Source organism: Synechococcus sp. CS-205 (genome assembly GCF_025128255.1).
Taxonomy (GTDB): domain Bacteria; phylum Cyanobacteriota; class Cyanobacteriia; order PCC-6307; family Cyanobiaceae; genus Regnicoccus_A.
The window spans coordinates 1-21,171 of sequence record NZ_JAHLZB010000049.1; the positions used below are offsets into that span (position 1 = coordinate 1).

Annotated in this window: 18 protein-coding genes; 7 read left to right on the forward strand and 11 right to left on the reverse strand. The window is 66.1% G+C overall.

Annotated features, from left to right (window positions below; all coding sequences use genetic code 11):
• Nucleotides 1-321: 321 nt before the first annotated feature.
• The 3 genes from KQ297_RS11540 (at nt 322) to KQ297_RS11550 (ending at nt 5,006) form a co-directional block, all read left to right on the forward strand.
• A complete protein-coding gene (locus tag KQ297_RS11540; protein WP_185465403.1) occupies nt 322-510 on the forward strand; it encodes a hypothetical protein in 189 nt (62 codons plus the stop codon).
• An 882-nt stretch (nt 511-1,392) separates the two neighbouring features.
• Entirely contained in the window at nt 1,393-2,976 is a 1,584-nt protein-coding gene (locus KQ297_RS11545; protein ID WP_259739545.1) for a class I adenylate-forming enzyme family protein, read from the forward strand.
• A gap of 647 nt (nt 2,977-3,623) precedes the next feature.
• Entirely contained in the window at nt 3,624-5,006 is a 1,383-nt protein-coding gene (locus KQ297_RS11550; RefSeq protein ID WP_259739546.1) for an FAD-binding oxidoreductase, read from the forward strand.
• Nucleotides 5,007-5,473: 467 nt separating this feature from the next.
• Here KQ297_RS11550 and KQ297_RS11555 read toward each other — a convergent pair whose 3' ends face one another.
• Both KQ297_RS11555 and dnaG read right to left on the reverse strand, forming a co-directional pair.
• Nucleotides 5,474-5,674, reverse strand: coding sequence for a hypothetical protein (locus KQ297_RS11555; protein WP_259739547.1), 201 nt, complete (start codon nt 5,672-5,674; stop codon nt 5,474-5,476).
• A 104-nt stretch (nt 5,675-5,778) separates the two neighbouring features.
• A complete protein-coding gene (gene dnaG, locus KQ297_RS11560) occupies nt 5,779-7,854 on the reverse strand; it encodes a DNA primase (protein ID WP_259739548.1) in 2,076 nt (691 codons plus the stop codon).
• A gap of 109 nt (nt 7,855-7,963) precedes the next feature.
• On the opposite strand from dnaG, the gene KQ297_RS11565 reads away from it, so the two are divergent.
• Nucleotides 7,964-8,821, forward strand: coding sequence for a DMT family transporter (locus KQ297_RS11565; RefSeq protein ID WP_259739549.1), 858 nt, complete (start codon nt 7,964-7,966; stop codon nt 8,819-8,821).
• A 20-nt stretch (nt 8,822-8,841) separates the two neighbouring features.
• Here KQ297_RS11565 and KQ297_RS11570 read toward each other — a convergent pair whose 3' ends face one another.
• The 3 genes from KQ297_RS11570 to KQ297_RS11580 all read right to left on the reverse strand — a co-directional run bounded on the left by KQ297_RS11570 (nt 8,842) and on the right by KQ297_RS11580 (nt 11,791).
• Nucleotides 8,842-9,717 carry a hypothetical protein gene (locus KQ297_RS11570; RefSeq protein WP_259739550.1) on the reverse strand — a complete coding sequence of 292 codons (876 nt, stop codon included), beginning with the start codon at nt 9,715-9,717 and terminating at the stop codon, nt 8,842-8,844.
• A gap of 10 nt (nt 9,718-9,727) precedes the next feature.
• Nucleotides 9,728-11,164: a glutamate decarboxylase gene (locus KQ297_RS11575; protein WP_259739551.1), complete on the reverse strand. Its 1,437-nt coding sequence runs from the start codon at nt 11,162-11,164 to the stop codon at nt 9,728-9,730.
• Nucleotides 11,165-11,281: 117 nt separating this feature from the next.
• The gene (locus KQ297_RS11580; protein ID WP_259739552.1) at nt 11,282-11,791 is read right to left on the reverse strand and encodes a hypothetical protein; all 510 of its coding nucleotides are present in this window, start codon (nt 11,789-11,791) and stop codon (nt 11,282-11,284) included.
• Between the two features lie 23 nt (nt 11,792-11,814).
• Here KQ297_RS11580 and ruvA point away from each other — a divergent pair, with 23 nt between their 5' ends.
• From ruvA to KQ297_RS11595, 3 genes are all read left to right on the forward strand, one after another.
• Nucleotides 11,815-12,477, forward strand: coding sequence for a Holliday junction branch migration protein RuvA (gene ruvA, locus KQ297_RS11585; RefSeq protein WP_259739553.1), 663 nt, complete (start codon nt 11,815-11,817; stop codon nt 12,475-12,477).
• A 95-nt stretch (nt 12,478-12,572) separates the two neighbouring features.
• On the forward strand, nt 12,573-12,842 hold the full coding sequence (gene rpsO, locus KQ297_RS11590) for a 30S ribosomal protein S15 (protein WP_006170432.1): 270 nt from the start codon (nt 12,573-12,575) through the stop codon (nt 12,840-12,842).
• Nucleotides 12,843-12,850: 8 nt separating this feature from the next.
• Complete coding sequence (locus KQ297_RS11595; protein WP_259739554.1) at nt 12,851-13,243, forward strand: PAM68 family protein; 393 nt, start codon at nt 12,851-12,853, stop codon at nt 13,241-13,243.
• 4 nt (nt 13,244-13,247) lie between these two features.
• Here the strand turns inward: KQ297_RS11595 and KQ297_RS11600 are convergent, their stop codons facing one another.
• From KQ297_RS11600 to KQ297_RS11625, 6 genes are all read right to left on the reverse strand, one after another.
• Nucleotides 13,248-16,760 carry a DNA polymerase III subunit alpha gene (locus KQ297_RS11600; protein WP_259739555.1) on the reverse strand — a complete coding sequence of 1,171 codons (3,513 nt, stop codon included), beginning with the start codon at nt 16,758-16,760 and terminating at the stop codon, nt 13,248-13,250.
• Between the two features lie 78 nt (nt 16,761-16,838).
• Nucleotides 16,839-18,299: an Asp-tRNA(Asn)/Glu-tRNA(Gln) amidotransferase subunit GatA gene (gene gatA / locus KQ297_RS11605; RefSeq protein WP_259739556.1), complete on the reverse strand. Its 1,461-nt coding sequence runs from the start codon at nt 18,297-18,299 to the stop codon at nt 16,839-16,841.
• Between the two features lie 29 nt (nt 18,300-18,328).
• A complete protein-coding gene (locus KQ297_RS11610) occupies nt 18,329-18,577 on the reverse strand; it encodes a DUF1816 domain-containing protein (RefSeq protein ID WP_259739557.1) in 249 nt (82 codons plus the stop codon).
• An 82-nt stretch (nt 18,578-18,659) separates the two neighbouring features.
• A complete protein-coding gene (rlmB, locus tag KQ297_RS11615) occupies nt 18,660-20,309 on the reverse strand; it encodes a 23S rRNA (guanosine(2251)-2'-O)-methyltransferase RlmB (RefSeq protein ID WP_259739558.1) in 1,650 nt (549 codons plus the stop codon).
• The gene (locus KQ297_RS11620) at nt 20,306-20,728 is read right to left on the reverse strand and encodes a Mini-ribonuclease 3 (protein ID WP_259739664.1); all 423 of its coding nucleotides are present in this window, start codon (nt 20,726-20,728) and stop codon (nt 20,306-20,308) included. Before KQ297_RS11620 ends, rlmB begins: the two co-directional genes overlap by 4 nt.
• A 19-nt stretch (nt 20,729-20,747) precedes the next feature.
• The gene (locus KQ297_RS11625; protein WP_185465415.1) at nt 20,748-21,098 is read right to left on the reverse strand and encodes an STAS domain-containing protein; all 351 of its coding nucleotides are present in this window, start codon (nt 21,096-21,098) and stop codon (nt 20,748-20,750) included.
• Nucleotides 21,099-21,171: the final 73 nt, after the last annotated feature.

The following is a 21,171-nucleotide window of genomic DNA, read 5'->3' on the forward strand; positions in this document are numbered from 1 at the left end:
GCGGAGCCCAGGGCCGCCGCGGCGATGCGGGAGTGCTGAGCTGGTGAGTCCATCGGAGGTGAGGGGGAGTGCGGCTCAGCGTTGCAGGTCGAGCTGGCTCGGGGGCAGCACGACCCACTCCGTGATTCTGGGGTTGCCTTGGTGTTGTGAACAAGTCGATCAGAGGCACACCATCACTGCTGGGCTGTTCATCGATGACGAACCCCGCCAGGCAAGACCAGCCGCCGGTTGACAGCGCAGCAGACACACGAGGCCCTTGCTCTCCAGGAAGGCCTCCCCTGCAGGGGCGATGCTGCAGGGGTCGAGCGATCATCCCTGCCCATGTCCTTCAACCCGGAGACGCTGGGTCGTTTTGCTCTACGGGGCCTCCGCATCGGTGCCAGCACGGTGTCGATCGTGGAGCTGCTGCGCAGCGACTGGACCGGTGGCATCAGCGCCGGGGTGGCCTGGCTGGTGTTTCTGCAGGTGGAACGGCGGCTGCCGCCACCAACAGAGGAAGCCGAGGGCTGATCAGGTCCCCACCAATGGCTCGTCGTCCCCGACCTCACCTGATGCGGGCGATCGGTCGGATCTGCTGCGGGGATGCCGCCGGGGCCAGGGGCATCCAGTAGGAAGGCGCCCCATGTGGGGGCGCCTTTGCACCGGTTGCGAGTGGTCACCTTGGCCGTTGGGGTGCCCTCGGTCGGGTGTCTGGGTTCCAACGATCAGCCTGTCGGGGGCCTGGCAGGTAAGGATTCAGTCACGACGCTGGGGAGAGATGCTCGGGGCTTGACCTCCTCAGTTGTGACCGATGCCCGGGTTATGCAGCCCGGGATTTCAACGGACGGGAACCAGATGTGGCGTATGACTCAACACGTACGGGGTGGCGTTCTCGCTGCGCCACCGAGGCGACGTTCAACAGCAATTGCACCTCCTTTTGCCTAAACCGGCTCTGGCGAACCCTGGCCGGACTCTCCTGGAGGGAAAGGTTGAGTTGGCTCCCATTCCTTCCCTCAACTACATAATATTCCCACCAGCAGCAGGTGGAGGCGTCACGGCGTTCCTGTTCCCGTACCTCCCATGGCCTCTGCGCTCTGGCGGCGAACGATGACCCCACATCATTCCTTCGCTAACCCTTCGCCAACCCTTCGCTGGGAACCCTGTGTGTTTCCTTTCCCTTCGATCGCTCCGGTCGCTTCGAGCAGCAGGTCAGGAGGCTGACAGAGTCGGTGTGGCCGCGTCCTGAGACGTCCTGTTCGGTGCTGACAAAAGGCCGTGCATCGCCCCCGCGGATGCTGAACCTCGTGCATCATGAAGGCTGATGTTTCCTGGTTCCAGGGCGCTGGATCGGAGGCGTCTCTGGTGATCAGTCTGACTGGGCAAGATCATCTGCTTCCATCGCTTCTCTCCTTGATGATCATTTCCGGCCCCACCCTCACGCAGCCCGATCGCCTCGATCAGCTTCTTGCGGAGGGTCTGGCCCGGGATCCGCAGGGACCCGCCCTGCAGGATCTCCACACGAGCCTCAGCTGGCAGCAGCTGGAGGAGCGAGTGGAGCGGTTGATGGTCGCCTACGGCGCCCTGCCACTGCAGGTGGGCGATCGGGTGGCCTCATTGATGCCCAACCGTCTGGAGCTGGTGATCCACTATCTGGCCTGCCTGCGTCTCGGGCTGGTGATCACTCCGCTCAATTACCGCTACGTGGTGCCGGAGATTGACCATGCCCTGAGGGTCAGCGGGGCTGTGCTGTTGCTCTACCACCAGGAGCGCCTTGCCGATCTGCAGGCCACGGAGCTGGCGGGATCTCTTCCTTATGGGCTGATCCGTTTCGACGACGCACCGACAGAGCCGTCAACGGATGGAGAGCTGCGCTTTCACGACATGATCTCCTCCAGCGCCTCCTCCACCGCCAAAGCCACGGGCGTTGAGGTACCCGAGCTGGCCCCTGAAGCCCCCGCGATCATTTATTTCACGTCCGGCAGCACCGCCAAGCCCAAGGGCGTGACCCACAGCCGAAGGAGCTACGGAGCGACGCTGGCCAGCCTTGCCCAGGCAATGGAGTATGCGCCTGGAGAGCGCCTGATGGTGGGCTGCTCGCTGGCCCATGCAGCGGCCTCGATGTACGGGCTGGCGGCTCTCTCGGTGGGCACCACGCTGGTCGTGGCCACCGAGAGCGACAATCACAGCCTTGAGGCCGTGCTGCACCACCGGCAACCGAACCTGCTGCTGATGCTGCCCGCGCCGCTGATGGGCCTGATGCACGACCGAGAGTTGAATCCGGCAGATTTCGCCTACGTCCGCCTCTGCATCTCCGGCGGTGACAAGGTGCCTCTGCAACTGCAGCGGGATTTCGAGGCGTCCGTGGGCTTTGCCATCGACGAGTGTTTCGGTATGAGTGAGTGTGGGGTCGCCACCGTCTCCCCCCCCTCCGGCGAGAACCGCATCGGTTCAGTGGGCCGGGTCTGTCCTGGCTTCGAGTGCTGCATCCGCGATGAGGAAGGCCGGCAACTGCCCGTGGGTGCTGAGGGAAGGCTCTGGCTTCGTTCCGCGTCGGTGATGACGGGCTACTGGGACAACCCCACTGCCACGGCCGAAACCATCGTGGAGGGCTGGCTCGACACGGGTGACGAGATGCGCCTGGATGACGACGGTTACCTCTGGTTCTGCGGCCGCCGGAAGCAGATCATCGTGCATGACGGCTCCAACATCTGCCCCCAGGATGTGGAGGATGCCCTCTGTGAGCACTCCGCCGTGGAGCTGGCCGGAGCGATCGGCATTCACGACCTCATGCATGGGGAGAACGTGCGTGCCTACGTCACGCTCAAGGAAGGGGCCTCAGTCCCGACGGTTCCAGAGTTGATCAGCTTCAGCCGCGAGCGCATTGGCTACAAGGCTCCTGAGGAGATCGTGGTGCTAACCGAGATGCCCCTCAACCCGAGCGGCAAGGTGGACCGGGTTGCGCTCAAGGCGATGGCGGCCGAAGCCCCAGCAAGCTGAACTGAGCAGCTCCAGCCGTTTTCCAAGCCCCTCGATCACTCCCCTTTGGGTGCGGTGGCTGGTTGACCGCTGGGCCTCGTTGCGGGCACCGCCCTCGCAGGAGCCTCGACAAGGATGGCCGACTCAGAGCCTGTGGCAGCGCATGTCAGCAGTTGTCTGCTGACATGCGCTGCAGGATTTCACGACCACTTCCTCCAGAAAGTTATCGATAGCAAACAGAACTGGTTGGGTGTTGGCAATTCTTGCAAGCTGACTGTTCCGGAGAATGCTCCAGCCAAGGATTTCTGCTCGATTGCATGAGGCAAGCAAGAAGCAAACGAGCTTGCTAGCAAGAGAAGCACCATGCCAGCGTCTTCACCTTGTGACATATTGAAGGCGAAGTCAGACAGCTTGACTGGCTTGAGCTTTGAGCGGAATTGCGTCCGAAGGAAGGCTTGGGAAGTGGGATAACAGTGTCTCAACAAGGGTTCATTTTCTGGCTCCGCCTCTATCATTTCAGCGAGGGTCCCTCAGGGCGGAGACAGGTGAGATCACTCATGGTGTCTGATCAGTATATCAACTGCCTTGTACGGAATGTGAAGCCATGCCTGGGGCTTTCCTTTGGCCATGCTAAAGGTGAGGAAAGGAAATCAGAGGAAACATCTCGAATGCAATTGCAGCAGGCAGAAATCGACGAGTTCAAAGGACACTTCGAGGGAGAGGTGCTTTCCCCTGGCGATGGGAGTTATGACGAGGTGCGCCAGATATGGAACGCGATGACGGACCGAAGGCCTGCACTGATCTCGCGCTGCACGTCTCCTGAAGATGTCGTCCTGGCTGTAAACTTTGCGCGCAAGCATGACCTATTGGTCTCGATCCGAGGGGGCGGTCACAACATCGCGGGCAATGCCGTCTGCGACGACGGCATCATGATCGACCTCTCGTTGATGAAGAACGTTCGGGTTGACCCGAGCGCCCGCCGGGCGACCGTCGATCCCGGCTGCACACTTGCCGACTTTGACGCGGCTGCACAGGTTCACGGCCTCGCAACACCGCTGGGCATCAACTCAACAACGGGTGTGGCCGGCTTGACGCTCGGCGGCGGCTTTGGTTGGTTGAGTCGCAAGTACGGCATGACCGTCGACAACCTGCTCTCAGCTGAAGTCGTCACGGCGGATGGCAGGCGGGTGCACGCCAGCGAGACGGAAAATGCCGACCTCTTCTGGGGTCTTCGTGGCGGCGGTGGGAACTTCGGTATCGTCACAAGCTTCGAATTCCAACTCCATCCCGTCGGGCCGGATGTGCTGTGCGGTCTGATCGTCTTCCCGTTGGCCCAGGCGAAGTCCGTGCTCACGCAATTCGCCCGCTTCACCGAGACGATGTCGGATGAACTCAGCGTCTGGATGTTCACCCGGAAGGCCCCCCCACTTCCCTTCCTGCCCGAGGATGTCCACGGAACAGAGATTGTCGCGCTCGCCCTGTGCTACGCAGGCCCCCCCTCCGAGGGAGAGAAGCTGCTTGATGTCCTGCGCCGTTTCGGCACGGCTCATGGCGAGCACATCGGCGTGCAGCCGTACACCGCCTGGCAGCAGGCCTTCGATCCATTGTTAACGCGTGGTGCGCGGAACTACTGGAAGTCGCACAACTTCTCTCAACTCAGTGATGGCGTGATCGACGTCGTTATCCAATATGCCGGCACCCTGCCTTCACCGCAGTGTGAGATCTTCATCGCCGCGATCGGCGGCCAGACGGCCCGCATCGCGCCTGACGCCATGGCCTATTCGAGCCGGGACGCCAACTACGTCATGAACGTGCATGGTCGCTGGGAGTCGCCTGCCGAGGACGACTGCTGCATCGCCTGGGCGCGCGAATTCTTCGCGAAGTCACAGCCGTTTGCCAGCGGTGGTGCGTACATCAACTTCCTCACCCAAGATGAGACAGACCGCGTAGCCTTCGCCTACGGTGGAATGTACAGTCGGCTTGTTGATCTCAAGAAGAAGTACGATCCGACCAACTTCTTCCGAATGAATCAGAATATCAAGCCGGTCTGATAGAAAATCAAACACAGAAAAAGCAAACACAGAAAATCATATCCAGCAGATCATTCTTCGCGCTATCGCCGCTGCCTTGCGACCTCCTGGAGTTTCTCCAGTTGATGGTGACGTGGCCAAAGCGATAGCGGACAGATCGGGCAAGACTGGACGGCCCCACCGGCGGAGGCGTTCGGACCCGATCGAGAACTGCGGCTTTTTGCCAATGACTGGCCTGGCCGCTACGGAAATAACCGTGAGCTTTCACAGCGTCTGGGTGGTCCGCTCTCCCTCACGATCACCAGCACCTCCTGAGGCCGATTCAAGGGAGAATGGGTACATGCTCGCTCGCCAGGATCAGGGTGATCGGTGGCCAGCAGACATCCCGGCCTCGTGGTTGAGCCGACTGCAAATCACCTGAACGCCGGACAACCCCCACTGACGATCGATCCCTCCGTCAGGGGCGGCGGTTCAACGTGCTGTTCGTTTCACGGATCCACTTCGTTGCCTTGATCCATTTCCGCGGAGACCCCCATCTCCAGGTTCAGCAGCTGGCCGGCCTCCTGGTCGGGACTGATGTCCGCGACCTGGGGCGGGTTCAGCGAGCTGATCGCGCCGACCATCACCGCCAGGGTGATGGCGATGGCCAGGACGCCGACCATGATCTGCCGCAGGGTGATTTCGGGCATCGTTCCAGGCCTTAGCGCCATCGGAGGTTCGCTCCTCTGACCATAAATCCGGAGGACCCGATCGGCTGTAGATGCGGGTGGCTCACCGCTCAGTCTGAGGCCTCTCAGCCCCGTGCGTCCCGTGCGGCCGCCACTGGGTCGGCGCAGCGCTGCCGGTCGAGGTGGCTGATGTGCCGCCGTTCGTTGTAGTACAGCTCCTGAAAGCGCAGGGCGTCGCCGTTCAGTTCGGCGAACATCGAATCGATGCGGCTTTCCATGCTCAGGGCGGCGGCGGCGCTGGCCTCCGCTTCGCTTTCTTCCAGCAACCGGGCGATGCAGCGCTCCAGTGTTTCCAGCCGCTGGGACCCCCAGGCATCGAGCAGATGGCGGCAACGCTTGAGGCTGCGCTGGCGTTCGAGCACGGCGGTGGTTCCGCGCAGCTGCAACAGCGGTTCAGCCAGGGCCATGCGTTGCAGTTCGCTCGGCTCCAGCAGGGGCGTCAGCCGGTTCAGCAGCTCGTTTTCCTCCACCAGCAGCCGGTCGCCCAGCAGCCGTGGCAGGTCCAGATCGGCCAGGTCGTCGCCAGGATCGTTGCCCCGGTTGATCGCCTCGAGCCGGCCCACGCCGAGGTTGTCTTCCTCCAGTTCGCTGATGCTCGCCCAGAGCAGGCGGTGGTGGGCGATGGCGAAATCCTCCAGCTCCCGCTGGCGCAGCTCCCGCCGGATCGCGGCGCGGTGGCGGCCCGCATGCAGGTAAAGCCGCAGCAGTTCCGCTTCGGCGCGTTCGCGCAGGCCGATCTCCCCGGGTTGCTCCCAGCGGCTGGCGCGGCCATGCCAGCGCTCACCCTTCACCTGCTGACGCAGATCTTCCTCCAGTTTCTGCGCCAGCCGCGCCTGGCCTCCACTCAACCGCTCGGCCACCTGCTGGAGGTAATGGCTGCGCACGGCGCTCTGGGGCAGCTTGCCGAGCAGTTCCACCAGGGAAGCCACCGCCTGCTGGAACTGGTCGGAGCGGGCCAGATCCCTGCCCTCCAGCACCTGCTCGATCTGCCAGTCGAGCCAGAGCGGCGCCCGCTCCAGCAGGGCGCGGTACTCGCCGGCCCCGTGCTGCTGGAGGAACTCATCGGGATCCTTGCCGGCGGGCAGGTGCAGCACCCGCAGCTCCAGCTGCCCCTGCAGCGCCTGCTGCTCCACCGCCCCGATCGCCCGCTGGGCGGCGCGCACGCCGGCGCCGTCGGTGTCGAAGTTGAGCACCAGCCGTCGGCTGTCGCAGCAGCGGCAGAGCTGGGTGATCTGCTGGCTGCTCAGGGCCGTGCCCAGGGACGCCACCGCATTGGTGATGCCGGCGGCGTGGAGCGCGATCACATCGAAGTAGCCCTCCACCACCACCGCCTGGTCGTCCTTGCGGATGGCGTTGCTGGCGCGATCCAGGCCGAACAGGTGCTTGCCCTTCTCGAAAACCTCCGTTTCCGGTGAGTTGAGGTATTTCGGCTCCCCCCCGTCGAGGCTGCGGCCGCCAAAGCCGATCACCCGGCCCTGACGGTCGCGGATCGGCACCATCACCCGGTGGCGGAAGCGGTCGTAGAAGCCGTCGCCGCCCTTGCGGGGCACCACCAGCCCAGCGGCCTCCAGCAGCTCCGGCGGGAGATTCTCCACCTGGCCCAGGTGCTTGAGCAGTCCGTCCCAGCGCTCGGGCGCATAGCCCAGATCGAAGGCGTCGATGGTGCCCTCACTCAGGCCCCGCTCGCCGGAGAGGTAGGCCAGGGCGCCGGCCCCTTCGGGGCTGCGCAGCTGGCTGCGGAACCAGCCGGCCGCCAGGGCGAGAGCGCGCAGCAGCGCTTCGCGGCGCGAGAGCTGCCTGCGCAGCCGCTCCTGCTGGGGACCATCCACCGTTTCCACCGGCAGCTGGTACTTGCGGGCCAGATCCAGCACCACCTCGCTGAAGCTGGTGCGCTGCAGTTCCATCAGGAACTTGATCGCGTTGCCGCCGGCTCCGCAGGAGAAGCAGTAGTAGAACTGCTTGGCCGGTGACACCGTCATCGACGGCGATGTGTCGTCGTGGAAGGGGCAGATCCCCACGAACTCACGCCCCTTCTTCTTGAGCACCACGTGCTCGCCCACCACATCAACGATGTCCGCACGCTCCTTCACCGCTTCGATCGTGCGGGGGTGCAGGCGGGCGTGGGGTTGGGGCTGGCTCAAGGGATGGCGCTACCGCTGGGGTCGCTCAGGCCTCCATTCTGCCCCACCCCACCAGAAGTGGCGTGACCCCGATCACGCTCAACCGCCTGCCTGGCGGGCCGGCCTGTGGATGCTCGCCAGTGCCCTGGCCTTCAGCCTGATGGGTGTGTGCGTCAAGGCCCTCGGCGGCCGCCTGCCGGTGGCGGAGGTGGTGCTGGCCCGGGCGGTGGTGAGTCTGCTGATCAGCTGGTGGATGCTGCGGCGCTCAGGGCTCGACCCCTGGGGCCAGAGGCGGGGGCTGCTGGTGGGGCGCGGCATGCTGGGCACTGCCGGCCTCTACTGCGTCTACCTGGCCCTGACCGGCCTGCCGCTGGCGGTGGCCACGGTGCTGCAGTACCTCCACCCCACCTTCACGGCCCTGCTGGCCTGGCCGCTGCTGGCCGAGAGGCCGGGCTGGCGGGTCTGGGGGGCGGTGCTGCTGGGCTTTCTGGGGGTGGCTGTGCTGGTCGCGCCCGGCGGGGGCGGGGCGGCCGCGGGCTCAGCTCTTCCTGCCCTGCCGCTGCTGTTTGCCCTGGCCGGTGCGCTGCTCTCGGCCCTGGCTTACGTGAGTGTGCGCGCCCTGCGCCGCAGCGAGCATCCCCTGGTGGTGGTGTTCTATTTCCCGCTGATGGCCCTGCCGCTCAGCCTGCCCCTGGTGCTGCTGCAGCCTGTGGCACCCACTGGCCCCGAGTACGGCTGGCTGCTGGGGGTGGGGGTGTTCACCCAGCTGGGGCAAGTCGCCCTCACCTATGGCCTGATGGGCATGGCGGCCGCCCGGGCCACCGCGATCAGCTACGTGCAGGTGCCGCTGGCAGCCCTCTGGGGGGTGTGGTGGTTCCAGGAGGCGGTACCGGCCCGGGCAGGGCTGTCGGCCCTGCTGGTGCTGCTGGCCACCCTGCTCAGTCTCCGGGCCAGGCCAGTCCCGGCCAGCGGCTCCGCCTCGTCGTGATGGACCGGCTGAGGAGAGAGTCAGGAGGGAACGACGGATTCGGGAAGCATCAGCAGGGAACCGATCAGAAAACCCATCGCCCCCACAAGGGTGAAAATCAGCGACACCGTTGGAAAAGCCGGCCCCACGGTGGAGGGCAGCACAACGCTGACCAGAGCTGACAGCAGGAACCCCACACAACCAAGCAGGTTCGTGCTGGTGACCCACCAGGACAGGCTGCGGGGTTGCCATGCCCACGGGGAATGGCAGGTTTCCATGAAGGACAGATAGCCGGAGGCCATGAACAGCACCGAACCGAGAATGTTGGGCGTCCAGATCGCCAGGTCCTGGTCGTACCAGTCCAGCCCGGTGTTGAGCGCGTTGTAGGTGTTGAGGTTGAACAGCAGCGTTCCGGGGAACTGCAGGGCACAGCTGAGCCAACCCAGATCCCCGGGCCTCCACCCGAACCAACGCCAGTGGCTTCGTCTGCGCTGGGGCTGGTCGGCGACCAGAGGGGAGTTGGCGGCCTGAAACAACTGCAGGTAGGCGGCCGCGGTGAACGGGAAGGAACCCAGCAGGAACACCGTGCTCACAGCCTCCGGGCTCAGATGCCACCGGTGGGCCAGCAGTGGCTGGAGGCTCAGCCAGCTTCCGAGCCCGAACAGCACCGATCCAAGGGCGAACAACACGCCGATCCACCAGTTCAGCTCCCGTGGCATCCACAGGCATCGACTCAGGGCCATCTCCAGAGCCAAGGTGTGGGCCGCACCTTTCACAGGCAGACCCTTGCGGTGGTGGCGTGAGCGCCACAGGCTCACGATCTGCCCCTCTCTCCAGGTCACGCGCCTGGTGATGAACGGCCATGGGCCCTCCTGCACCAGGACGGAGCGTCCAGGACGGCCGGCACCGGTCGTCATCGCAGCTGTCTCAGTGATGGAATCCCGAGGCTTCTTCGCGGCTCAGCGATCTGCTGACTGGATGCCGCTGGAGATGGTCGATGGCGTTCCTGATGTCCTCCAGCAGCAGGTCGGCGAGATCACGGCTGACCCCGTGCCGCACCAGGATCCTCTGGATGGCCTGATCGGCGCAGTTGGCCGGCAGGGTGTACGCGGGCACCTGCCAGCCCCGCACCCGCAGGCGATCGGCCAGGTCGAAGAGGTTGAAGCCCGGATCCACGCCATCCTTGATCCTCCAGCACAGGGCCGGGATTCCCGTGTCGGGATCACCGCCATAGATGATCTCGAACGGGCCAAGGGTTTCGATCTCCTTCGCCAGGTGCTGGGCGGTGGCGTAGCAGGCGTTATGCACCTTGCGGTAACCCTCTTTGCCCAGACGGATGAAGTTGTAGTACTGGCAGATCACCTGGCCGCCGGGCTTGGAGAAGTTCAGGGTGATGTCGCGCATGTTGCCACCCAGGTAGTTCACCCAGAACACCATCTCATCGGGAAGGTCCTTTGCCTCTCTCCACAGCACCCAGCCGGCGCCAAGCGGTGCCAGGCCGAATTTGTGGCCTGAGGCATTGATCGATTTCACCCTGGGCAGGCGGAAATCCCAGATCAGATCCGGGCTGCAGAACGGAGCAAGAAATCCCCCGCTGGCAGCATCCACGTGGATGGGGATGTCGAGGCCGCTCTGCCGTTCATAAGCATCGAGCGCTTCTGCCACCTGCTGCACCGGCTCATACTGCCCGGTGAAGGTGACGCCCAGGGTGGGCACCACTCCGATCGTGTTCTCATCGCAGTGTTTGAGCACTTGCTCCGGTGTCATCATCAGACAACCGGGTTCCATCGGGATCTCCCGGTGCTCGATGTCCCAGTAGCGCGTGAACTTGTGCCAGCAGATCTGCACAGGACCCGTGACGAGATTTGGCCGGTCCGTGGGCTTCCCCTGCTGATGTCGTACCGCTTCCCAGCGGCGTTTCATGGCCATCCCACCGAGCATGGCCGCTTCGCTTGATCCGAGTGTGGTGCAACCGATGGCCTCATCGATCTCCGGGGCATTCCAGAGATCGGCCAGCATGCGGGCGCAGCGGGACTCGATTTCGGCAGTCTGGGGATATTCGTCCTTGTCCTCCATGTTTTTGTCGATGCACTCATTCATCAGCTGATGAACTTCCGGCTCCAGCCATGTCTGGCAGAAGGTGGCCAGGTTCTGGCGGGAATTGCCATCCAGCATCAACTCGTCATGGATCGCGGCATACACCGTTCTGGGATCCTTCTCCTGGGCGGGAAAGGTGCGCTTCGGCATGCCGATCGATAAGTCGTTGGAGGCATAGATGTCGTCATCCTCGGAGTGCCGCTCAAGTTGGCGATCTGCGGGTGATTCTGAATCGCGCTTGGGATGAAGATCTGGCTCGGAAGTCATTGAATGGCGTGGCGATTCTGCTGTGGAGACTTTATGGCAGGTTCAGGTCCAGCGCGGTCATCACCGTTGCTACCGGGCCAGCCTTGATGGGGGCTTCACGGCCTCCGCGGGCCCCGCTCAGGCCGGACGGTCGCCCGCCAGCGGCAGCGGATCCACCAGCCACTCCTGGTTGAGGCTGTCGCCGGAGGCTCCGGTTGGGCGTGCCAGCCGCCAGCTCTCGCCCCGCTCCCCACGCAGCAGGTACAGCTCAAAGGGGCTGTCCACCCGATAGGGGTCGTCCGCCAGGCGCCAATCGAACTGACCGGTGAGGTGCAGGCCCTTGCCCAGCCCGATCGGGATGGTCTCCTGGCGGTCGACGCGGACGCGGCTCACCTGGGGCCGCCGCTCGCTCGGCTCGAGCTCGAGGGCCTCGGCGATCGACTGCTGGGTGAGCTCGATCTGCAGACCCAGGGCCTGCAGCAGCACCGCCCGGGGTGGCTGGCCCGCCGCCTGGCAGCCGTTCAGTCCGAGCAGGCCCAGCCCGATCAGGGCCACCAGCAGGGCGGCCAGCAGGGGTCGCTGCCAGGGAGGCTGCGGCAGGGTGATGGCCTCAGACCGACTGGCGGGGGTTGGCGGACCGGGCAGCATGGGGCGGATCGTTGGTGGTCTCCATGATCGGCTGGCTGCAAGGCCATGTGGCAGAGCCGTGGCAACAGGGCAACCGTTGTGGTCTCCTGCTGGCCTGCTCTGGCGTGGGTTACGAGGTGCAGATCACCCGCCGCCACTGGGAGCTGCTGCCCCCGGCGGGCAGTCAGCTCAGCCTCTACACCCACCAGACGATCCGTGACGACGGCTGGACCCTGTTCGGCTTCGGTGCCCGCCACGAGCGCGATCTGTTCCGCCTGCTGGTGGCCGTGAGCGGGGTCGGGCCGCAGATGGCCCTGGCCCTGCTGGGGACCATGCCCTGCGAGGAGCTGGTGCGGGCGATCGTTCAGGCCGACCTGCGCCGGCTCTGCCGGGCGCCTGGGGTGGGCAAGCGCACGGCCGAGCGGCTGGCGGTGGAGCTGCGCGGCAAGCTGGCGGAGAGCTACGGGGCCGCCGCTGGCTTCGATGACGACACCCTCGATGGCGCAGGCGGCAGCACAGACGGCGATCCGGGGCCGACCGCCTCCACCCGTGAAGAGCTGCAGATCACCCTCACCGCCCTGGGCTACGAGCCCCTGGAGATCAGCCGGGCGCTGCGCGGCCTGGGCCGTGACGGCCTTGATCCGGCCCTCGATGCTGACGCCTGGCTGAGCGCCTGTCTGCGCTGGCTTTCCCGCGAGGCCGCCTGAGGCTGGAGGTGAGCCGCAGAGATGGTTCGCGGCTTGGTCGCCAGTCCCCTGAGGCGTTAGGTTGTCTGTTTGCACCGTCAGGGCCCGACGCCGGCATGCCGCTCGATACCACCAAGAAGCAGGAACTGATCAACTCCCACCAGACCCACGGCACCGACACCGGTTCGGTCGAGGTTCAGGTGGCGATGCTGAGCGAGCGGGTGACCCAGCTCACCGGCCACCTGCAGAAGAACAAGCACGACTTCTCCTCCCGCCAGGGGCTGCTGAAGATGATCGGTCGCCGCAAGCGGCTGCTCGGTTATCTGCGCGCCGAGAGCGAGGAGCGCTACAGCCAGCTGATCGCCAAGCTCGGCATCCGGGGCTGAGCCCAGCCATGGCGGCCAAGCGCAAGCCCCTGCCGTTCGAGCCGGAGCGCCAGCCCAAGGCCATGCCCAAGGGGTCCCAGGTGATCCCGCCGGCCGTGGCCAACCGCATGGCCCGCCGCATCGGCGTGGCCACCGGGGTTCCTTCGCTGCTGGGCATGGGCGTGTTCATCGGCAGCTACCTGCTGGTCAGCCGCGGCCTGCTCGACATCCCCCCCGTGGTCACTCTGGCCAGCTCCGGCGGCCTGTTTCTGCTCGGGGTTCTCGGGCTGAGCTATGGCGTGCTCTCCGCCAGCTGGGAGCAGGCGCCGGGCAGCCTGCTGGGCACCGAGCAGATCGGCACCAACATCGCCCGCATGAAGGCCTCGATCAAAGCCATCCGTCAGGGCGGCAGCGGCGCCTGAGGGTTCAGGCGGTCTGCAACGCCGAGTGCAGCCTGGCGGTGAAGGCGGCGTCGGTGAGGGTGCTGACCGCGGCGGCCCCATCGCGGACACAGAACTGGTGGCCGAGGCGCACGTAGCGGGACTCGCCATGGAGCCGCACCTTCGCCACCACCGGAACCCGCACGCCGGCCTCCTCCTGCTCCGGCCGGTGCCGCACCAGGCATTCCCTCAGGCGGTGCTGCACGGTGATGTCGCTGGCCTGCTCCGCCATCAGCTCCACCAGCAGCACATCGAGGTCGTCGATGGCGCGGCAGTCATCCAGGATCAGCTGCACCCGTTCGTCGCGCCGGTCCACCGACCCCCAGATCATCAGCCGCGCATCCACCATCAGGTGGTCGCTCAGGCGGGCGTAGGTCTTGGGGAACACCACGCACTCGGCGCTGCCGCTGAGATCCTCGAGCTGCAGCACGGCCATGCGATCCCCCTTGCGGGTGGTCACCTGCCGCACCTCCGGTAGCATCGCCACCACGCTGACGCGGGCCTTGTCGGCCTGCTCCTCCAGCCTGCCCAGGCTGATCGGTGAGAGCATCTGAATCGGCCGGGCCAGCTGCCGCAGGGGGTGATCGGAGAGGTAGAACCCCACCAGCTCCTTCTCCAGGCGGAGTTTCTCCTTGGGGGGATAGTCGGCCACCGGCGCCGCCTTCGGGGCGGTGCTCTGATCAGCCTGGGCTGAAGTGCCGCCCGCCATCAGGTCGAACAGGTTGCCTTGCCCGCTGGCGCGATCCCTGGCGCGGGAGCCGGCCCAATCCAGCACCAGATCGAGGTCGGCCATCAACTGGGCGCGGTTGGCGCTGGGCTCCAGCCCATCAAGGGCACCGCAGTGGATCAGCGATTCCAGCGCCCTTCGGTTGATCAGCGTGGTCGGGATCCGATCGCAGAGATCGGCCAGGGAGGCAAAGGGCCCATCCTGGACACGGGCTTCCAGCAACTGGCGAATCGCGCCATCACCGAGGTTGCGCACCGCCGAGAGTCCGAACAGGATTCTTTCTCCTTTCGGGGTGAAATCGATGCCGGAGGCATTGAGATCGGGTGGCATCACCTCGATGCCCATCGCCTGGCAATTGGCGATGTAGCGCTGCACCTTGTCGGTGCTGCCGGCATTGACCGTGAGCAGGGCGGCCATGTAGGCCACCGGGTAATGGGCCTTGAGGTACGCCGTCTGGTAGGTGACGGCGCCGTAGGCGGTGGAGTGGCTCTTGTTGAAGCAGTATTCGGCGAACAGCACCATCTGCTCGAACAGCGCTTCGGCCACCGCGGCGCTCACCCCCCGCGCCGTGGCTCCCTCCACGAACTGGCTGCGGTGTTTCTGCATCTCCGACACCTTCTTCTTGCCCATCGCCCGCCGCAGCAGGTCGGCTTCACCGAGGGAATAGCCGGCCAGATCCTGGGCGATGCGCATGATCTGCTCCTGGTAGACCATGATCCCGTAGGTCTCCTTCAGGATCGGCTCCAGGCCCGGGCAGGCGAAATCAATCGCTTCGCGGCCATGCTTTCGGTTGATGAATTTCGGGATCAGACCGGCATCGAGCGGACCCGGCCGGTAGAGGGCCAGGATCGAGGAGATGTCCTCCAGCGACGACGGTCTGAGATCCCGCACGATCTGACGCATGCCGCTGGATTCGAGCTGGAAGATGCCCTCCAGATCGCCGCGGGCCAGCAGGGCGAAGGTGTCCGCGTCGCTGGGGGGAAGATCATCGGGATCGAGGCGCTCACCGCTGCTCTGCTCCACCAGATCGAGGGTCTTGTCGATCATGGTGAGGTTCTTGAGGCCGAGGAAGTCCATCTTCAGCAGCCCCATCGCCTCCACGTCCTCCATGAAGTACTGGGTGATCACCTGGCCGTCGTTGTTGCGCTGCAACGGCACCAGCGAATCCAGCGGTTCAGCCGCGATCACCACACCGGCGGCATGCACCCCGAAGGTCTTGTTGGTGCCCTCGATGCGGCGGGCCATGTCCACCCAGCGGCGCACCTGGGGATCGTTTTCGTATTTCTCGCGGAATTCCGGCGCGGGCGACTCGGGGCCGATCATCTCCGCCAGCTTGGCGGGCTTGCCACGCACGACGGGAATCAGTTTGGCCAGGCGGTCGGCATCGCCGTAGGGAATGTCGAGCACGCGGGCCACATCCTTGAGCACCGCCTTGGAGGTCATCCGGTTGAAGGTGATGATCTGCGCCACTTTGTCCTCGCCGTAGCGCTGGGTGACGTACTCGATGACTTCCCCACGGCGTTCGATGCAGAAGTCGGTGTCGATGTCAGGCATCGACTTGCGCTCGGGGTTGAGGAAGCGCTCAAACAGCAGGCCGTTGCTGACCGGATCGATGTTGGTGATCCCGAGGGCATAGGCCACCAGCGAACCGGCGGCGGAGCCACGACCCGGCCCCACCGGGATGCCCTGGTCGCGCGCGAAGCGGATGTAGTCCCACACCACCAGGAAATAGGTGGGGAAGCCCATCTGCTCCATCACCTGCAGCTCGAAGGCCAGCCGCTCGCCGTAGAGCGGATCGATCGGATCAGAACCGCTCAGCCGCAGCCGTTGGCGCAGGCCGGCCTCGGACACTTCCGCCAGATAACTCACCGCCGTGTGCCCGTCGGGGATCGGGAAGCGGGGCATCTGCTGGCGGCCGAGGATGTCGTAGGTCTCCACCTTCTCGGCCACCGCCGCGGTGTTGGCGATCGCTTCGGCCACCACGTCCGGCTCGAGGTGATCGGCGAAGAGGCGGCCCATTTCCGCCTCGCTCTTGATGTATTCGGTGCCGGTGTAGCGCAGCCGTTTCTCGTCGGTCACGAGCTTGCCGGTGAGCACGCAGAGCAGGGCGTCGTGGGCCTCCACATCGGCGCTGCTGAGGTAGTGGGCGTCGTTGGTGGCGATCAGCTCGATGCCCAGCTCCCGGGCGATCCGCACCAGCTCCACGTTCACGATCCGGTCTTCCGGTGAGCCGTGGTCCTGGATCTCGAGGTAGAAGTCGGAGCCGAAATGCTGCTGGTACCAGCGGGCCACATCGCGAGCCACCTCGGGTCGGCCGCGCAGGATCGCCTGGGGAATCTCACCGCCCAGGCAGGCGGTGGCCAGGATCAGTCCCTCGCGGTGCTGCTCCAGCAGCTGCTTGTCGATGCAGGCCCGCGAGAAGATGCCGCGGCCGCGCATGCCGCGCAGGTGGCTGAGGCTGGTGAGCTTCACCAGGTTGCGGTAGCCGGTGTCGTTCTTGGCCAGCACCACCAGGTGATAGCGGCGTTCGCCCTTCACCCACGGCTCGTCGATCGAGCCGTTGATCACGTACATCTCGTTGCCGATGATCGGCTTGATGCCGGCCCCCTTGCAGAGCTTCAGCAGCTCGATGGCGCCGTACATCACGCCGTGATCGGTGAGGGCCAGGGCCGGCATGCCCAGCGCCACGGCCCGCTCGACCATCTGCGGCAGCTGGCTGGCACCGTCCAGCAGGCTGTAGTCGCTGTGGTTGTGGAGGGGGACGAAGGCCAAGGGCTGAGGCGTCAGACGCCACCACGGGGTGCTGCCACGTTACCGGCCACCAGATGTGGTGTCAGCCAGGCGGCTGGTTCAGGGCACCAGGGCTGCGCTGGGTCTGGTGTCCATCACCCGGGCGGCCTGCTCATAGTGGTGGGCCACCTGCAGCAGGCGCGGCTCCTCGAGCACGCCGGTGATCAGCTGCAGGCCGATCGGCAGGCCGCCGTCGTCAAAGCCGCAGGGCACGCTGATCGCCGGCAGGCCGGCCATGTTGGCCGGGATGGTGAGCAGATCGGCCAGGTACATCGCCAGGGGATCCTCGGCGTGGGCTCCGAACCGGAAGGCTGTGGTGGGGGAGGTGGGTGTGAGCAGCACATCCACTGAGCCGAAGGCCGCATCGAAATCGCGGCGGATCAAGGTGCGCACCTGCTGGGCCTTCTTGTAGTAGGCATCCACGTAGCCGGCTGAGAGGGCATAGGTGCCGATCAGGATGCGTCGCTGCACCTCATCACCGAATCCTTCGGCCCGGCTGCGGGCCGTCATCTCCGCCAGGCTGGCGGCCTGCTCGGAGCGGTAGCCGTACTTCACGCCGTCGTAGCGAGCCAGGTTGGCGGACGCTTCCGAGGGGGCGATCACGTAGTAGGTGGCGATGCCGTCGTTGAAGCGGGGGCAGCTCACCTCCACCAGCTCGCAGCCGAGGGCCTCCAGCTGGGCGGCGGCGGTCAGCACCGAGGCCTTCACCTGGGGATCGAGCCCCTCGGCCTCAAAGCATTCCTTCACCAGTCCGACCCGCAGGCCCTTCACCGGGGCCTTCAGGGCGGCGCTGTAATCGGGAACGGGGGCCTTCAGGCAGGTGCCATCGCGGCGGTCTTCCCCGGCGATCACCTGCAGCAGCTCGGCGGCATCGGCCACGCTGGTGCTGAACGGCCCCACCTGATCAAGGGAGCTGGCGAAGGCCACCAGACCCCAGCGGCTCACCCGGCCGTAGGTGGGCTTGAGGCCCACCACACCGCAGAAGGCGGCCGGCTGACGGATCGAGCCGCCCGTGTCGGAGCCCAGGGCGGCGACACATTCGCCGGAGCCCACGGCGGAGGCACTGCCACCGGAGCTGCCACCGGGCACCCGCTCGGGGTTCCAGGGGTTGCGGCTGGGCCCGAAGGCGGAGGTCTCGGTGGAGCTGCCCATGGCGAACTCATCGAGGTTGGTCTTGCCGATCAGGATTCCGCCGGCCTGCCACAGCCGTTCGGTGACGGTGGATTCGTAGGGAGGCACGAACTGCTCCAGCATCCGGCTGGAGCAGGTGGTGCGGATGCCTTTCGTGCAGAGGTTGTCCTTGATCGCCAGGGGCACTCCGGCCAGGGGCGGCAGCGACTCCCCGGCGGAGCGGGCGGCATCGACACGGTCAGCATCGGCGCGGGCGCGCTCCGCGGTGACCTCCAGGAAGGAATGGAGGGTGCCATCGACGGCCTCGATCCGGGCCAGGTGCTGGTCGGTGAGCTCCCGGGCCGACACCTCGCCGCGCTCCAGTTGCCCACGCCACTCGGCGATCCCCATCAGCCCTTGCCTTGCATCGAGCGACGCTATCAGCCAGGCTCAAAGTCTTCGGTGAGGGGTTCACCGCGGCGGACCCGCAGCAGTTCGTGCTCGATCGAGCCGGGCTGTTCGCTGCCCACATCGCCGAGAAAAGCGAGCAGGCTCGCCTCGAGATGCTCCCGGCGTACGAAGGGTCCGAACCAGTAGACGACATGGGGATCGCGGGTTTCCACCCGGGCCCACCAGGCCACCCCAAGACCGTTGGCCAGGCTTCTGAGCAGCCGAATCAAGGGGTTCATCGAACCGTGGCGTACCGCACCATTGTGCCGATCGAAGGGCACCGCTCCCGAGCTGGATCCGGGCCTGCAGACGGCACCACCATCACAATCTGATGTCTCCCTGGAAGGGGGAGGTGGAGGAGGGGGCGAAACTCAGTTCGATCTCGCCGGGCAAGGCCACCTGCAGGTCCAGCTCAGGCGCGGTCTCCGCCTGTGGGTGCTCCGTGCTCTCCTGCTGGATGGTGTCCTGGCCGTCGGCCTGGTCGGCCTGGTCAGTTTGGCTGTCCTGGTCGTCTGTCTGCCTGTCGGCCTGATTCAGAGCTGGCTGAGGGTCCTCGCTCGGCTCCTGAACCACGGGCTGGATCTCCTCGGCGGTCTCAGGAGCCGAGGCCTGAGGGCTGCTGGCTGGAGCGGCGGTGGTGGGCACCTGGGGCCGCACCAGGCGTGGCGACGGGGCGTTGCCGCTGATGGTCTTCATCCAGCCCCGCCGGGCGATTTCATAGAGCAGCAGGGCAGTGGCCACCGAGGCGTTCAGGCTGGGGGTGGCCCCCCGCAGGGGAATGCGGATCAGCTGGTCGCAGTGCTTGCGGGTGAGCATCGAGAGGCCCTGGGCCTCAGACCCTGTGACCACCACCAACGGGCCGTCGAGATCAGCCTCCATCAGGCTCACATTGCCTTCCTCGGCCAGGCCCACCACGCGGTAGCCCGCGTCCTTGAGCTGCTCGATCGAGCGGTTGAGGTTCACGACCCTGGCCACGGGCAGGTGCTCGAGGGCACCGGCCGCCACCTTGGCCACCGAGCCGGTGAGGCCCGCGTTGCGCCGCTGGGGCAGCACCAGACCATGGGCCCCCAGTGCTTCGGCGCTGCGCACGATCGCCCCCAGGTTGTGGGGATCGGTGAGGCCATCGACAGCCATCAGCAGCGGCGCTTCGTCGAGACCACGACAGCCGTCGATCAGGCTGGGCAGGTCGAGGGTTTCAGCGGCTGCGGCCTGCAGCACGATCCCCTGGTGGACGGCACCGCTGCTGATCTGACCCAGGCGCGCCCAGGTGACCTCCTCCACCAGAACGCCACTGGCCTTGGCATCGCGCAGCAGCTGCAGGAAGCGGGGTGCGAAACGCAGCTCGGGGGTGCACCAGATGCGGTGAATCGGGCGATCGCTCTCCAGGGCGGCCTGAGCGGGGTGGCGGCCCCAGATCAGGTCGTCAGCGGGCTCGGCGCCGAAGCGCTCGGAACTGCCGCTGGCCTCGGGTCCGGGCGACTCTGGCTCGTTGAAGCGTGGGGCACGGCCTGGCGGGCGCCCAGGCTGGAAGCGGGGCCTCTCGCCGTCGGGCCGGCTGAAGCGAGGCGCACCGAAGCTGGGGCGTCGGCCCCCGTCGCGGCCCCCGTCGCGGCCCTCTTGGCGACCCTCAGGCCGCCGGCCCCCTTCCGGGCGCTGGTCGTCGAAGCGGCGTGCCGAGGGTCGGCTGCCGATCACCCGCGTGGGACGCCCCGATGGGCGGCCATCCCCCTGGGGACGCTGAAAACTCTCCCGCCGGGGGGCGTCGGGGCGGTAGCCACCCCGGCTCTCCGGGGGACGTCCTTCGCGCTTGTCACGGCTGTCCCGTTCGGAGCCGCCGCCGGATCCGCCGCTGCCACGCCATTCGGGGCGGGGCCCGCCGAAGCGGGAGGGTTTGCCCCCTCTGGCGCCTCCCGAGGGGCGATCACCTGAGCCGGCGCCCTTGGGACGGCGGCGCTCGAAACGTTGGCTCATGGGTCGCTCGTCAAGGGGTCAGAAGGGTCCGTTTCGTCCAGATGTTCCAGAAGCTGGGCAAGCCGCTCGGGATTCTGCAAAAAGAGCCAGCCCACCATTGTCTCAAATCCCGTAGCCCGGCCGTAGCTGGCTGGATCTCCGCCCCGGGGGCCCCGGCCGGCCCGGTTGCGGCCCTGGCGAACCAGCGCACGCTCCCGGTCGTCGAGCAATGGCTCGAGCCGCTCCAGCGCCCTGGCCTGGGCCTGGGCCCGCACCTGGGCCACCACCGCCTGGTGGAGCTCATCCGGGCGGCCGGGCCTGTTGCAGTGCCTCAGACGCTGGTGGAGCTCCCAGACCGCATCCCCCAGCCAGGCAAGCTGCAGGGCACCGAGCCTGTCGGGCTGACGCTGATGACGGGCAGCGGGCCGGATCTGGCGCAGCCAGGAGCGTCCGTCGGATTCAGGGTTTGGCAAGGGCGGCCAGGGCCGTGTCCAGATCGGGCTGAAGGTGCAGGAACTGCTCCAGCCGCACCAGCTTGACCGTCTGGATCACGCGGGCATTGCCCACCATCACGAAGCCGACCTTGGCATCGCTGCACTGCTTGGCCAGCTGCACCAGCACCCCCAGTCCGGAGGAATCGATGAAATCGATGTGGGTGAGATCCAGCAGCACCGCCCGCTTGTCGCTGCCGCGATGTTCGGTGACGAAATCCCGGAACTGCTTGTCGGAGTAGGCGTCGAGCTGGCCGGTGAAGCTGAACAGCAGACAACTGTCCCGTCGCTCGAAGCCGCCCCGGAGGGATACGGTCAACCGGTGCAGTTCAGGAATCGTTCCAGCCCTCGCGAGGAAACAAGAGGCTGAAGTGTAAGCAGCAATGGGCGCA

Bases quoted from the DNA above. Each gene is read 5' to 3' on its own strand.
- KQ297_RS11540 (WP_185465403.1), top strand. From the start codon at position 322: ATGTCCTTCAACCCGGAGACGCTGGGTCGTTTTGCTCTACGGGGCCTC.
- KQ297_RS11545 (WP_259739545.1), top strand. From the start codon at position 1,393: ATGATCATTTCCGGCCCCACCCTCACGCAGCCCGATCGCCTCGATCAG.
- KQ297_RS11550 (WP_259739546.1), top strand. From the start codon at position 3,624: ATGCAATTGCAGCAGGCAGAAATCGACGAGTTCAAAGGACACTTCGAG.
- KQ297_RS11555 (WP_259739547.1), bottom strand. From the start codon at position 5,674: ATGCCCGAAATCACCCTGCGGCAGATCATGGTCGGCGTCCTGGCCATC.
- KQ297_RS11565 (WP_259739549.1), top strand. From the start codon at position 7,964: ATGCTCGCCAGTGCCCTGGCCTTCAGCCTGATGGGTGTGTGCGTCAAG.
- KQ297_RS11570 (WP_259739550.1), bottom strand. From the start codon at position 9,717: ATGACGACCGGTGCCGGCCGTCCTGGACGCTCCGTCCTGGTGCAGGAG.
- KQ297_RS11575 (WP_259739551.1), bottom strand. From the start codon at position 11,164: ATGACTTCCGAGCCAGATCTTCATCCCAAGCGCGATTCAGAATCACCC.
- KQ297_RS11580 (WP_259739552.1), bottom strand. From the start codon at position 11,791: ATGCTGCCCGGTCCGCCAACCCCCGCCAGTCGGTCTGAGGCCATCACC.
- ruvA (WP_259739553.1), top strand. From the start codon at position 11,815: ATGATCGGCTGGCTGCAAGGCCATGTGGCAGAGCCGTGGCAACAGGGC.
- rpsO (WP_006170432.1), top strand. From the start codon at position 12,573: ATGCCGCTCGATACCACCAAGAAGCAGGAACTGATCAACTCCCACCAG.
- KQ297_RS11595 (WP_259739554.1), top strand. From the start codon at position 12,851: ATGGCGGCCAAGCGCAAGCCCCTGCCGTTCGAGCCGGAGCGCCAGCCC.
- gatA (WP_259739556.1), bottom strand. From the start codon at position 18,299: ATGGGGATCGCCGAGTGGCGTGGGCAACTGGAGCGCGGCGAGGTGTCG.
- KQ297_RS11610 (WP_259739557.1), bottom strand. From the start codon at position 18,577: ATGAACCCCTTGATTCGGCTGCTCAGAAGCCTGGCCAACGGTCTTGGG.
- rlmB (WP_259739558.1), bottom strand. From the start codon at position 20,309: ATGAGCCAACGTTTCGAGCGCCGCCGTCCCAAGGGCGCCGGCTCAGGT.